Raw genomic sequence first — 13,777 nt, forward strand, 5'->3', positions numbered from 1 at the left:
GGCTCCTAATGCGTTGCGGCGGACGACTTGATGTGGGTATCGGCCAAAGGCGTCGCATCCTGTTGCGACAGGATGCGCAAAACCTTGAGCTGGTTCAGCAGGTGGGCGCGCGTGACGGCCTCTGCCTGTACTGGGTCGCGCGCCTTCAGCGCCTGGAAAATAGCGGCGTGTTCGGCATAGGACTCGTCGATGCGCCCGGGGTGTTTCAGGCTGCGATGACGAAACAGGCCAAGTACTTGTCGCAGGTTATTGATCAGGCCGGACAGCCAGTTATTGGCGGCCAGCTCTTGAATGGCGATGTGGATGCGGGCATTGGCGGCATAGTATTGATTGACGTCGCCGCGCTGCGCAAATTGGCGTAGCTCTGCATGCATGGCCTCCAGTCTGATCAGCTCGTCTTCCGTGAGCTTGGTGGCAGCCTCGTAGGCGCAACGCCCCTCCAGCATGGCCATCAGCGGAAATATTTCTTCCAGATCCTTCATGGTCAGTTCGTTCACGAAGCAGCCCTGACGCGGCTTCATGTGCAAAAGGCCTTCGGCCACCAGCACTTTCAGGGCTTCACGCAGGGGTGTGCGCGAAATGTCCAGGGAGGCTGTGAGCGTGACTTCGTCCACCCATTCGCCTGGCTGAAGCTCGCCTTTCTGGATCATGTCGCGCAAGCGGTCGGCGACTTCCTGATAAAGGCCTTTTCGTTCGATCCGGATGACCATGGCAGCGCTCTTTCAGACTTCGAAAATCAATAATTAATAATTATAGAGAAAAGAAGCATGAATTTCCAAGGCTTTAGAGGGAAAAGCCACGGTGCAAAACTGGCGTGTAGGGAATAACGGAGAAATTCTGGTGGGCGGTACTGGGTTCGAACCAGTGACCCCTGCCGTGTGAAGGCCTATTCCCCCTAGGGAACGATACGAATTCCCCAATAAATCAAGATCTTACCTTACCCTGCACTACTCTATTTTACCTACATTTCCCTGTAAAAGTGCCGCAAAAGTGTCGCAGATCTGAATCCAAGTAAAAAACGGGAAAAAGTAGCTATACCTATATGCAGCCGACATGGCTGCTTAACGGAGATAGCTGTGTCCTTACTTTTGACCCCTGCGGAGCTTGCCGCAGAGCTCGGCCTAGCAGTGCAAACGATCTACAACCGCATCCATAATCCAAAATGCGGTCCACTTCCGCCCATTACGAGGCTCGATGCGCGCGCGCACCCTCGCTTCGCACGCAAAGCAGTGGAAGCCTGGCTCGATGAAAAGAACTGCTCCGGCAGTCCGAAGCCTCGCGCCATGGACCGCCCTGCTAAACGCGGACGGCCCACAAAAGCTGAGCAGATCGCGCGCCGCTCCCAACACTTGCATTGATCTGGGTCGCACACTTTGCAGGGCCCTCTAACTTGGAGTGACTATGAGCCCGTCTCGTCAATTTCGTCGTCCACCCGATCCTGTGGAGCAGGGACTCGATCGAAATACTTTTTGAGCGCCCAACCAACTTCGTATGTTTGCAGCCACTCATGGTAATAAGTGAACTGCACCCACTTCCCGCTTTCTGCTAAAGGCTGCACCATCTCGCGCGGGTACAGCGCCCCTTGGACTGGTGACCCATGCTCTGGCGATCTTCGTACGGTAGCCACGCGGTCCCGAACTACGAAGCGCTGCCGCTCCCGTTTTTCTTCCTGGAGAAGCGCTTTTTCCACCTTTTCAGTCAAGGACTCCAGTTGCTTGAGCATCCGGTCGTTGAGCTGCCTTTGTTGGTCGAGCTGGTAGAGCACCTGTTGGTCGGTCTGTCTCTGTTTCTCCAGCCTCTCCGTGACTTCCTGCTGCCACTGTGAAGTCGCCCAGCCCTGATAGAGAGCCCACACAGCCATCAGAACGGTGAGCAAGTTCAGCAGGAACTGTCCACGCGAAATACCGGCATTGCGAGCAACATGGGCGTCTTCCTGTTCTCTTTTAACATCGAGGGCCCCAAACGCGCAGGTAAACGCTAAACAAGAAAATACGGGGCGAAAATAGCCTCGCCCTGTGTATAGCGTTTTTTCTTCGGAATCCTTGGAGTTGCTCCCAACAAGCAAGGCGAGCAAAATATGATGAGCTGTCCCGATGGAGGCAAAGATGCGTACGAGAGATGATGCAGAAAAGCAGGAGAGGTCAAGTTCAGCCGTTGGTATGGACGACGCCGAGCTCGAAAAAGCCCTTGCGAAGGTAAGACTGGAGTGGGAGGCGAGGTTGGCGTGGTTGAAAGCACCTGATGCAGAACAGCGCTTGGACGAGCTGTGGGAGAGACTCTCAAGGCACGACTGCGTGGTTATTGCGGGCAAAGATTTTTAGGTCTTTGCGATCTCACCATGAAAACCTATCAATTAAACAAAATGATAGATAAAATCAATGACCATAGACCAACTTTTTTGTGATGGTCTCGCTATACATACAAGCAACGCATCGTGTGCATAGCTCGTGGCTTACATGAGCGGTATTAAAGCTGGGCTCGTTGACCGCAAAGCGAGAGCCCTTCAACAACTTTACTACCGGGCCCAACGCTGTACACCGCATTGCCGCAGGGGCGGTCGGCCTAAATAACGACAGCGCTTCTGGGACAACCTGGTACTGTGGGATAAGCTTGAGACACCAGGCAGGGCGGCGAAGCTAGCACCCTGAAGCTGCAAGGCTGGCGGGCGACTCCGGCTCCATACCGCGGCAACGCGTAGACCGAGTTTGAAGGCTTTCTCGAACCTTCCTTTTTTGGAAGCTTGGGAAGGCTGGGCTCTTCCTCACCACCCGCGGGCTCAACTCTGGAGGAACCCAAAAGGGAAGAGCCTAAGGCAAGAACGAGCATCTTCGATTATTAGCCAGTGATGTACGAGTTGTTTCCGTACAAATTAACGCTACACAGGTATTGGGGGAGGCTCACCGAAGGTGAGGGGGCAAAGCCCCAACCTAAAATCGGAAATGCTAGCAAGCGGAACACTCGTGGACACGCAGCGAGTCATGTAGAGCTAATGAGCGGTCGTAACGTGGCTTCAAGGCTGGCGCGGCAAGGCAAAATTGGGAAGCGTTGGACCTGTTCCAGACGGTTCACTCCCGCTCAAACTCCGCCGCGCTGAACTTCAGTACGTTGCAGTTCTCCTTGACCGTGCGCTGCACCGTTTCGCTGAAGCCGTCTTTAGCGCGGGCGGTGATCTCGATTGAGATGGCCACGTCGACCCCCAGCTGTAGGGTGAAGTTTTCCACCACCTCGTCGATCAGTGTCGCAAACCGGCTTTTCGCACTCACTGGGTCAATAGAAACGGTCCCATAGAAATGGGTCATGGGCTCCGGAGCTGCGTTGCTCCCGGTCGTACCGTCGTCACCACCCTTGCTGTGAATTACTGCGCTAGTCGTTGATTGACTTCCAGCGTCAGCGGGAAGGCTGTCCGTAGCGCCTGCTGCGTTCCCTCCATTCTGGATGGCGTCTGCCTGTCTTTTGAACTCTTCCTGCTTACGCACGTAGGTCAGTGCAGCTTCACGCTCAATGAGGACGGATGATTCGTCCAGCGGCACGATAGCCCCTTGACCGAAGCAGAAACCCAGATAGCGATCATCTTCCTTGGCTGAAGCGAAGCCGAAGTAGTCTTCAGTTTCAACGCCTCGGGAGATTACATCACGGAAAACCTCAGCATTCACCAGCCTAGGCAGATACAGGTAATGGCAGCAGTCCTGCCAGACTTTCAGGGCAGATACCTCCGCATCCCGATTCTTGAAGTACCAGTCCGCCAGAATTTTGCGCAGGTGCACGGGAGACCACTCGTAGACCACCCACTCCTCTTCACGCAGCTTCTGCTCGATGGTCTCAACCAGGTTTGGTGCAGCGGGAGAGATGGATACGGCTTCCCAGCTGAGCTGAGGGCGCCCTTTGACGAAGTCCTCTACAGGGACGAGCAACCACTTCCAGGTTTCCCGGATGAGCTGCGTGAGGGATTGTTCTGCAATATCACGGTTGCGCTGGGACTGCTTCAGGTGTGACAGGTCGTGGTTGAGCGTTCCGCTCTCGATGTCTGACGCAATGGAGCGCCAGGCAAGGTATACACGGGCCTGGTCTTTAAGGCGACTCACTACATCAAAGTCAGGCGCCAGATAGATCAGACGGTTCTGCTTCTGGCGGGGCTGTTCTCCGCGGAAACGAAGGATCTTCTCCGCCTCGCCAAAAGCTTGGTTGGTTTCCGTCCTGCTGTAGCCCGCATTGGCAGGGAGCACCACCAGACGTGGGCCGGCTGCAAAATCATCAGGAATATCGCCCGACACTTGAAACACGTGAACGCCACCAAACTGGTGGTTTCGGCCAAAGGCGCGGGTCACACGGTCTTTCAGCAAAGGGAGCAGTTCTTCGCGTTCATCAATGTTCTGCTTGCGGCTTTCCATTTCGCGGCGCAGGTTGGGCTTGGTATCTAGCCAGTAGCGGTCTTGCTCTGAGTACAGGTAGTGCAGCTGGTCGCGCAGGCGTTTAAGCACGTCCTCGAACACGCCAATTGCCTGCCCTGGTTGAACTGTACCCAGCAAAATGCGCTCGACCTGGATGCCGCGTATCAACTGCCCTTGGTGCGACGCCGCGCTACCCAGGAAGATGGCACGGGCGGCACGCCGGGCGGCCTGTACGCCTCCGAAAAGCGTGCTCTGACCGTCGATGGCCGCCGGCACTGATCGGGGGCCATCAATTTCCTTTTCAATGACTGGCTCCCAGCCTTGAGGTAGGTAGTGGATAGACTTATTGCGAACATTGGAGTCTTCCAACGGCAGAGACCCCGGCATGATCATGGCATCGCGGTTCTCGGAATTCCAAAGCCGGTGGATCACGATGGCCAGATACTGAAGCACGCCGCGAGTGCGCTGGAATTTATCCAGCGTCGACCAGTCCTCATAGAGTCTGTCGAAGACTTCGGGGTGTATTGGGTAAGACGCGCACAGCCGCTCGTGGTAGTCATGCGACTGAGTCTCCACCGGGAATTTTGCGGCGTTCTGCCGGTAGAAATCGGAAAACTGCCGGCAGGTGGATTCCACCTGTGACACATCGCTCAGGCTCTCGAACAGGCGCCGGCGCACAATTTCAAAGGCCTCGCTGGCCCCGACCGGCTTCCAGACAGACTCTACGCGGGCGAAGTATTTTTCCAAGGATTGCAGCGCCCGCTGGCCCATGGTGCCGCCGATTTCCAACTCGGATTCCGGCAGCGAAGCCAGCAGGATAGCGTTAGGTACGGCCTTCAACGCTTCGGTGAGACCCTGGACAAAGCTGATGTTGCTATCGAAGGTGCCACCCTTGTACTGCTTGCCCAACTCCAACTGACGGATATACGCCACCAGCTCGTCGATTAGGATCACGCAGGGGGCCGCGCGCGTAAGAAGCTCTTTCAGCACCTCTTTACCCGGCGAGGTGCCGTCGGCATCGCTGTCTGCCACCAGGGCGTAACCTTCTTCGCCCAGCAGCTGCCACGCCATTTCCCCCCAGAGTGTATTTACAGTGACATTGCCATGCGTAACAGCGTGACTGGGCGATTGCTGGATACCATCCAGAACCGCAATGCGTGCGCGTGGCAACTCATGGATGCCGGCAGCGTCCAGAATGGGCGGCACATCCCTGAGATTTACCGTACCCGCCGTGTTGGTGGCTAGGTGGTAGACCGCCAGCATGGTGTGGGTCTTGCCACCACCAAACGCAGTTTGCAGTTGGATAACCGGGTCTCCGCCCTGGCCCGCCAGGCGTTGGGCCACCGACATCAGCAAGAGGCGCATGCCCTCGGTGATGAAGGTGCGCGCAAAGAATTTTTCCGCATCCTGATACTCTTCAGGCGCGGTTCCTTTCGCCACCTGGGTGATGTCAGCGGCGAATTCTGATTGCTTGAACGAACCTTCAAGCACGTCTTTATGCGGGCGGGCGATCTCACGCCAGGGTTTCAGGCTCATGATGAATTCCTTAAAAGCTCAGTTGCTCGCCCGTATGGCCGACTTGGTGGGATGCTGCAACAATCGCGTGCCAGGAAGCAATCAGCTCGTTATAAGCACGGGCGTCATCCGCCCATTTGTTGCGTTCGCACAGGGTATACAGGTGGTAAGCCAACTGCCGGATGGCTTCGCCTTTTTCTGGCATCTTGGCCAGAAGCTCGCCTGCGGCCGATTCGCCCTGATTGCTCAGGCGGCGGATCATCTGGTGGCAGGCTTCCCAGATATTGGTGTGTGTGTCACGTGCAGGGTCCCAGTCGGATTCATATTCCTTCCAACGCAGCAGGCGGACCTTGCCTGCGCCGGATTCCAGCACACCCGATGTTTTGACACGGTCAACATTGGTGCCCTTGGCGCGCGACAGAGTGTCAGCTTCACCAAACTGCCCGGCCGCCCAGCCGTGCTGCTCAAACCAGCTTGAGCAGAACTGGGTTTCGGAATCGAAGCTGCCGGAATCCGGGCTGAGGTATTCGGTGATGGCGCGGTTAATCAGAATCAGCGCATCATGCACGCTCATGCGCGAGCCATCCTGGTTAAGCACAGCTTCGTATTGGGAATAGATCGCCATGCCAGGGCCGATGGCAGCCTGGGCAAGGTCGACCGGAGCAATGGGAGACTGGCCGCTTTCGCCACCTATCATGGTTTCCAGAGCTTCCGGCATTTCTTCGCGGAGTTGTCGCTGGAAATCGCGGCGAGAGATGGATTCTGCCGTGGACTCGCGCTTGCGGCAGACGAGTACGATGCTGGAAGCAAGGGCGTTGGTGCCAGAACCGATCATGCGGTTGCTCAATTCAGTACGCATGGGCCAGGTGCCGGTAAGTGCAAACCCTGCGCGCAGCACGGCTTCCAAGAAGGTCTCCCAGCCGGTGCTATGAGTGCCAGCCCCCTCTTTCGTGTCGCTTTGTTTGAAGGCGTAATAGATGGTCACGGGGAAGGCCGGGTGCGCTTGCTGTGCAAGGTTACTCATGGCGGCGGTCATGCCGTCCATGAAAAAGGTTTCGGCCTTTTCCTTGCCGCCGTGGCGGTAGGGTGTGGCGACCAGCTCTTCGGCTTTGGGGACGGCCAGGGTGGCGTAGAGGCCCGGGAAGATCGGACGCAGGCTACGACGCAGCCATACGTAGAAGAAATCTGAGAGGTCTGCGTAGCCGATGTTGTCGTAGTATGGGGGATCGGTAGAAATGAGTTTGTCCGCGCTGATTGTCTGAGTTTGCGCATCAGACTGGACTCCAGCACCTCCTGCCTTACTAGGCATCAGTTGAAGTGCCTTGTAAGCCCACTCTATTCCGCTGCTAACGTTTCCTGCCGAATCGGAAAAAGGGTTGGTCTCTGCATAATCCCAGGTCATTGGAATGGCTTGCCGACCGAAAGTATTTCGAATTAGCTCTTTACTTGAATGCCATGTGCAAATTGATGACCAGTAATCTGACGCTTTGTCCGTTGAAAACGCCAAATACACCCCCACCGCTTCCGCATACGCCGTTGCGCCCTCCCCTCCTGCATCCAAACCCCTGCCATCGTCAGGCATGCCTGCGGCGATGGCATCGGCACGGATACGGGTGATAGCCTCGGGCACCAGATCGGAGAATGTGGTCAGTGCGACGAGTTGACGGTCAGTGAACAGATCGCTGAATTTAGTCAATCCGTAGAGCGGGGTGAACATGGAACGCTTATCCGGCGGAATATCAACATCAGGTCTCCATTCGGCTTCGGCCTCCTTCGCAATGACCTCGTGCTCACGCATCGGAGCAAGATAAAGTCTCGCTCGCCCCCCTTCTGCCACAATAGCCATCAACTTAGCGCCCATGCGTCCCGCTATACCTTCAGCCTTGATATAGGCGGGCTCAATGGGCACACCAGACATCAAACACCGAAAATTAGCCCCTCGCGCCAGCTTGGTTCCATTCTTCGCCTCCGCCGGCGGCGTACCGGTCTTTACCTCAAAACGGTAACTATCGCCTTCCACCACCGGCTGCACCCAAGCTTCCTTGCCCGCTTTGCTACTTAGAATGAAGGTGCTGACCAGCGGCACATCCACATGGCTGAACGCCGGGTTGGGGCTTTTTACGGTGCGCGCCCATAGCCAGGCAATGACAGTCAGTTCCTGTCCCGCCTCCATGCCTGCCAGACCGGCATTTTTATAACCGCCCAAGTCTGCCGCACCGCTCGGGCCGACATTATCGGCCAGAATTTCAGCAGTGACTTCCACCTTGGGGTAAAGATGTCCAATACGTTCGAGTGCCTGTTCACGCATCCAGGCACCATAGCGGCGTACATCTTCTGCCAGCCCGCGCGCACCGCTCCAGTCATCAAACACCCGTTTATTGGCCTTTTTGGTACCGCGCTCGGTTTCGACCTCTGGCCCGACCGGCGCCCGGCCCGCAAAACGCGGGGGGATTTCGATCATGGCCTTGTTAATAGTGACTGCCACCGGGTTTAGATCACTGGCATAGCTTTCCAGGCCCAGGCGCTGGGCTTCCAGCGGCAGCGCGCCCCCACCGGCAAACGGGTCGTGGAAGGCAGGCAGTTGATCCGGGTTGAACAACTCCGCAGCACCCGGGTGGTTGCGGTTAAGGTGGCAGGTTTCACGCCAGCTTTTGGCAATCGCAGCGCGGGCGCGGGCAAGCACTTCCTCGTTATTGGTGTTTTCCCACTTGACCAGATCGCGCAGGATATCGAAGAGTTCTTCACGTTCGGCATCTGCCTGCGCCCGGGTCTTGCCGGCGTAGTAGCCACGCTCGCCGCCGGGGTCATTCACCATCTGTGCAAAGATCACCGCCCGCGCCGCAGCCAGAGGCCGGCGCGCCCACCAGAGATGCAGGGTGCTGGGGTGGCCGTGGCGGATGGATTTCTCGCGCGCTGCGGCAGCGTTGATATCATCCAGCGGCAGGGCCACTTCTATGAGCTTCTTGGGGGTTTTGATCGCTGTCATGCTTCTGCCTTGCTCAATAAATACTTGAGCTCATACGGTACGGATGGCACTCCGAAATCGGGTTCGACGGTAAAGGGGTTCTTTATATAGAAGGGGCCTTCATAAGATTCGCCGTCGACGATGACGATTGCCAGCCAGAACTTTTCTGCCTGGTTGAGGGCGTAGAGAATTTCATTGCGGGTCACGGTGATCAGATCTTGGCCTTTCGCCCTGCCCTTCACTTCTATATGACGGTCTTCTGGCAAGGAGCCATCTGCGTTGGCAGGCGGGCGGGCGGTGATGTCCCAGCCGCATTTCTCGGCAGAGACATCTTTCACCGTGTGGTCAAGCGCCGTTTCATAATCCATGACCGCCTGCATGGCAATCTGCTCCACACGGGCGCGAGCCTGGGCGTCTACTGAAAAGCTTGCCTTGCCGCTGCGCATATCCAGCAAGCCCTGGGGGATGACCAGCGCCCCGCCAATCAGGACTGGGGTGCTGGACACCACATTACGCATGGCCTGAAGCTCACGCTCACGTTGTTCCAGCCTTGCGGTGAGTTCTTCTGCCCGACGCCTGAAATTCTCTGGCTGCACACGCGGCTGCTTGCCGGCGGCCACTTCTTCATCGAGCTTGATCGCCTGACCAGACAGATGATTGATTTCCTTGACCAGGCGCGCACGAACAGCAGACTGGATTTTGTCGGCCTGCTGTTCGCGCCGGGTTTTCACTTCCTGATAATGCGCCGGTGCCAGATGCTGCGACGCATGATTCAGTGCCAGGGCTTCGAGGTTACGGGTGATCCATGGGGCCTGAAGAATATCCTGCACTTGTTTCAGGTCGTGGTCGCTGATGGGCTGCAAGTCCAAGTGGGGCGCCCAGCCGGCATGTTGTGCCTTGCCATGCGGGTCGATCTCCACAAATTGCAGGCGACGTGAAGCCTCTTTAGGCGTGCCGCCTGCTTCCATGGGTTCACTCTCGCGCACGGTGTGGTCCATCATGAACAAGACCCTAGGTTCGTTGCCTTCATCGTTAGGGTCAACCAGCACTGCGCCTTGCTTGAGCTTGCTGCGGTGCGCGGACAAAACCAAGTCTGTGGTGGCCGCCATCAGCGGGTGAGCCGGGTGGATCAAGTCGGCCATGGGCTTGCCTTCCACGCGGATCAGCTGTTTTTCAAAGCAGATACGTTCGTACTTACGCAGCACCGGGCTGCGGGTCTGGCCGATGACGCGGTCACGCTCGCGAATCGCAGCGGGCACATGGCGAACCTCGTAACGGCCCGGTTCACGGTCACGCAGTTCACCGCCCAGGGTCTGGAAGGCTGCATTGAAGAACGCACGAATGAAATAGGGCTGAAGCTTGCGGGCCTCGGCCTTATCCATTTCTTCCTTGATGGCGTAAAGGTCGGCCAGCGACATGTGCTGCTCAGCCAGGGCATTACGGCGCAGGATCTCGCGCAGACGGTCGGTATCCAAAGCGCCTTCGATGACGCGACTCAAGCGGGCCTTGACCTCGGCTGATTCACCATAGCGAATCGCTTGGATCAGCAGGTCTTTCAACGAAAGCTCTTCAAAGGCTTCACCCAGAATGTCAAAGACCTTGCCACCCAAAGCCTTTTTCTCGACCTCCAGCTTTTCAAACAGCTTCTGGAAGACCTCGCCCTCACGAGTCTGGCTGGCTACCAGATTCCACAGGTGACAGACTTCCGTCTGCCCGATGCGGTGGATACGACCAAAGCGCTGTTCCAGGCGGTTGGGGTTCCAGGGCAGGTCATAATTGACCATGAGGTTGGCGTTTTGCAGGTTAACGCCTTCGCCGGCTGCGTCTGTCGCCACCAGCACCAGGACATCGGGGTTATTGCGGAACTCTTCCTGCGCCTTGCGCCGAGCATCGCGGTTGGTACCCCCATGTATGGTGATGACTGCTTCCGGGCGACCCAACATGCCGCCGATACGCTGCACCAGATAGTTCAGGGTATCGCGGTGTTCCGTAAACACAATCAATTTGCGGCGACTGCCCCCCGCGGTATACATCTCGGGGCGGTCTTGCAGCAGATGCGAAAGCTCTTCCCATTTGCGGTCGTTGCCCGACTGCACCACGATCAGCGCCTGGTACTCCAGGTCTTTGAGAATCAGGATTTCCGCTTCCAGTTCAGGAATGGTCTCGGCGGCAGTGGCCTGGTCAACCACCTGTTCGGCATAGAGTTCGTATTCCTCGGCGCTTAGTTCTTCTTCCAGTTCGTCCAGATTGTCTGGAAGATCCAATTTGTGTGTCACCTGGTACTCGCCCAGGGTTTCTGCAACCTTGTGGCCACCGTGGATCGCCTGCCCCCGTGCCACCAATTTCATTTCATCGAGCCGTGATTCCAGCCGCTTGCGACGCCGCTTGAGTGACTGATAAATGGCTTCAGGACTGGATGCCAGCCGCCGCTGTAGCTGGGTGAGCGCGAAACCGACGGTCCCCTTGCGGCCGCCTTCCAGGCGGTCGGCACGATTCATCTCATTGCGAACGTAATCTGTAACTTGCGCGTAAAGATCGGCTTCAGCATTGGAAAGCTCATAATTGGCTGTGTAGGCACGACGCTCGGGAAACAGCGGCGTGCCATCAAATTTGAGCAACTCTTCTTTCACCATGCGGCGCATCATGTCGGAGACATCGACCTTATGTGCGCCTTCACGGAACTTGCCATAGAAGCGGTCGCCATCCAGCAGCGACAGCCAGATCTGGAAGTCTTCTTCCTTACCGTTGTGCGGTGTGGCGGTCATGAGCAGGAAATGCCGGGTAATAGCCCCCAGCAGTTCACCCAGCTGGAAGCGCTTGGTTTTATTGACCTTGTTGCCAAAGTAATTCGCCGACAGCTTATGGGCTTCGTCAACAATGATGAGATCCCAGTCTGTGCTCTTGAGCTTTTGCTGGTAGTCTTCATTGCGAGAAAGCTGATCGAGACGGCAGATCAGCAGGTCAGTTTCCTCGAAATAGTTGCCCGAGGCGCATTGTTCCTGCTTTTCCCGGCTGAAAATCTCAAAATCGACGCTGAATTTTTCGCGTAGTTCATCCTGCCATTGTTCTGTCAGCCCGCCGGGCGACACAATCAGCACCCGTTTGGCGTCGGCCCGCATCAGCAATTCGCGGATTAGCAGGCCGGCCATGATGGTTTTGCCTGCACCAGGGTCATCCGCCAACACGAAGCGCAGCGGCTGGCGCGGCAGCATGGACTCGTACACCGCCGATATCTGATGCGGCAGCGGTTCCACGTTAGAAGTATGGACGGCCATCATCGGGTCGAACAGCGCAGCCTGCTTAATGCGATAGGCTTCCAACCCCAGCTTGAAATCCGCCCCAGGCGCATCAAATGCCCAGGCTCGCCCCGCCTGGGCAATTTCCAGGCGGCTTTCGTCGGAGCGATGCAGCATCTGCTCGCCCAAACGGCCCTGGGCATCTTTGTAGTAAACCGTCAGCGCGTCATCACCCACAGGCTCGACCTGCACCACCCGTACGACGTCTGCGCCCTGTATGCCGCGTATCTGCGCGTCTTTCTTGATGTCTTCGAGCTTGATCATTCAGCCTCTTCCCCACTCGTGATGACTTCTGCGCGTTGTTGAGTGATTCCCATAGTGGATTCCGGGCGGAAGCCCGGTGCAATGGCCAGGTTTTCGACTCCGTAGAGGGTGGGCAGATTGCTCAGCCATAAGTGAAACTCGGCACCCTGCAAGGAATGATCTGCCGTGCAGCCTACATTCCAGCGACGCAACACATAGCCGGCGACCGCCGCCCGCACCTGCGCCTTCAGCAGGCCGCTAGTCATTCCATATTCAAAGGCGATCGTCTCAGGATGAGCAAGACTGGGGTGAGGAACGAGATGCAGTTCAACGACCCGGTTCCACTGGATATCGGCCTCTTTACTTTCAGGGGCTGCTACTGCCGACGCTGGGCTGTGACTGGCCTCGACAATACGATTGATGACGAAATCAGCAAAATGACCACGCTTGCGGTCGTAAGTGCGCACATGCCAGCGCAAGCCATTGTCGACCAGGGCGAAAGGGATAATCTCGCGTTCACCTAAGCCATTACTCAAGGAGCGGTAGCTGATGTTCAGCACCCGCCTTCGGTAAATGGCTCGACTGACTGCTGCAAGGATGTCTAGCTGCGGCAGGTTCAGCTGCGTGGGAAGTTCTGCGGCGAGCATCGCATGGTGGATGCCCACGAAATCGTCGCCTAGCCCCCTGCATAACGCTGTCAGCACCTGTTCTGCCGAATGAGCGAACACAGGTTGGAAGGCCTCCGTGGCAACGTACACCTTGCCACGCGCGTCGTATTCGAGGTTGGTCGCCCTGAGCTCTTTGTACAGCGCTAGATCGCGGGTTGAGGCAGCTGCCTTGATACCGAAGCGTTGGACGAGATCGGGCCTAGACACCGTCCCGAGGAAGCGAAGACGTAAGTCGATATGGAACAGGCGCTCCCTTTGCGCCTGAGTGAGGTCTTCCAGCAGAGAGCTAGACATGAAGTTACCAATTGAAATGATGAGGCAAATCTAGCACACTACACCGAACATCACCATAACTCCTTCTTCGTATTAGCGACCGTGATCAAAATGATCACCAAAATTGCATGCCGTAGTTCCGATCATCAAGCTCTGGCTGCCACCAGTTGGCACGCTCCGACCAAATAGAAAGTAAAAAAAGGGACTTGGATGGATGGATGCGAACTTATCAGAAAGTTGAATTCAGGGGGGAAGACGGCTTTCGCGCAACACTTCGACGTCTTTCCAGCCTACGCGAATAGCAGCTTAACAAGGGTGCAGGTGATTGAGGAGCTGGTTCAACGTCGAGTGAGTAATGAGGCCGGCGCCAACAGACGAGTGGGGAACGCGAAGTCCATTTTTGATGGCCAACATAGAAGCGGATGCCCT

General features: G+C 56.7%; 7 protein-coding genes. 1 reads left to right on the plus strand and 6 read right to left on the minus strand.

Translation table 11 applies throughout. The features are described 5' to 3' along the window. Positions 1 to 5: 5 nt before the first annotated feature. Both H0484_RS11125 and H0484_RS11130 read right to left on the minus strand, forming a co-directional pair. Positions 6 to 710 carry a GntR family transcriptional regulator gene (locus H0484_RS11125; protein WP_226954707.1) on the minus strand — a complete coding sequence of 235 codons (705 nt, stop codon included), beginning with the start codon at positions 708 to 710 and terminating at the stop codon, positions 6 to 8. Between the two features lie 689 nt (positions 711 to 1,399). Next, a complete protein-coding gene (locus H0484_RS11130; protein WP_226954708.1) occupies positions 1,400 to 2,065 on the minus strand; it encodes a hypothetical protein in 666 nt (221 codons plus the stop codon). A 40-nt stretch (positions 2,066 to 2,105) separates the two neighbouring features. Here H0484_RS11130 and H0484_RS11135 point away from each other — a divergent pair, with 40 nt between their 5' ends. Next, entirely contained in the window at positions 2,106 to 2,321 is a 216-nt protein-coding gene (locus H0484_RS11135; protein WP_226954709.1) for a hypothetical protein, read from the plus strand. A 744-nt stretch (positions 2,322 to 3,065) separates the two neighbouring features. Here H0484_RS11135 and H0484_RS11140 read toward each other — a convergent pair. The 4 genes from H0484_RS11140 to H0484_RS11155 are packed head-to-tail and all read right to left on the minus strand — an operon-like array spanning position 3,066 to position 13,369. Next, complete coding sequence (locus tag H0484_RS11140) at positions 3,066 to 5,924, minus strand: ATP-binding protein (RefSeq protein WP_226954710.1); 2,859 nt, start codon at positions 5,922 to 5,924, stop codon at positions 3,066 to 3,068. A 10-nt stretch (positions 5,925 to 5,934) separates the two neighbouring features. Further along, positions 5,935 to 8,889 carry a DUF1156 domain-containing protein gene (locus H0484_RS11145; protein ID WP_226954711.1) on the minus strand — a complete coding sequence of 985 codons (2,955 nt, stop codon included), beginning with the start codon at positions 8,887 to 8,889 and terminating at the stop codon, positions 5,935 to 5,937. Beyond that, on the minus strand, positions 8,886 to 12,428 hold the full coding sequence (locus tag H0484_RS11150; RefSeq protein ID WP_226954712.1) for a helicase-related protein: 3,543 nt from the start codon (positions 12,426 to 12,428) through the stop codon (positions 8,886 to 8,888). Before H0484_RS11150 ends, H0484_RS11145 begins: the two co-directional genes overlap by 4 nt. Next, on the minus strand, positions 12,425 to 13,369 hold the full coding sequence (locus H0484_RS11155; protein ID WP_226954713.1) for a helix-turn-helix transcriptional regulator: 945 nt from the start codon (positions 13,367 to 13,369) through the stop codon (positions 12,425 to 12,427). The genes H0484_RS11150 and H0484_RS11155 overlap by 4 nt, the downstream gene beginning before the upstream one ends. Positions 13,370 to 13,777 lie beyond the last annotated feature (408 nt).

The organism is Mesopusillimonas faecipullorum, from assembly GCF_020539505.1.
Taxonomy (GTDB): Bacteria; Pseudomonadota; Gammaproteobacteria; order Burkholderiales; family Burkholderiaceae_B; genus Mesopusillimonas; species Mesopusillimonas faecipullorum.

What these genes read in the sequence shown, in the direction of transcription:
- H0484_RS11150 (WP_226954712.1), bottom strand. Translation starts at nt 12,428, where the DNA reads ATGATCAAGCTCGAAGACATCAAGAAAGACGCGCAGATACGCGGCATA.
- H0484_RS11145 (WP_226954711.1), bottom strand. Translation starts at nt 8,889, where the DNA reads ATGACAGCGATCAAAACCCCCAAGAAGCTCATAGAAGTGGCCCTGCCG.
- H0484_RS11135 (WP_226954709.1), top strand. Translation starts at nt 2,106, where the DNA reads ATGCGTACGAGAGATGATGCAGAAAAGCAGGAGAGGTCAAGTTCAGCC.
- H0484_RS11125 (WP_226954707.1), bottom strand. Translation starts at nt 710, where the DNA reads ATGGTCATCCGGATCGAACGAAAAGGCCTTTATCAGGAAGTCGCCGAC.
- H0484_RS11140 (WP_226954710.1), bottom strand. Translation starts at nt 5,924, where the DNA reads ATGAGCCTGAAACCCTGGCGTGAGATCGCCCGCCCGCATAAAGACGTG.
- H0484_RS11155 (WP_226954713.1), bottom strand. Translation starts at nt 13,369, where the DNA reads ATGTCTAGCTCTCTGCTGGAAGACCTCACTCAGGCGCAAAGGGAGCGC.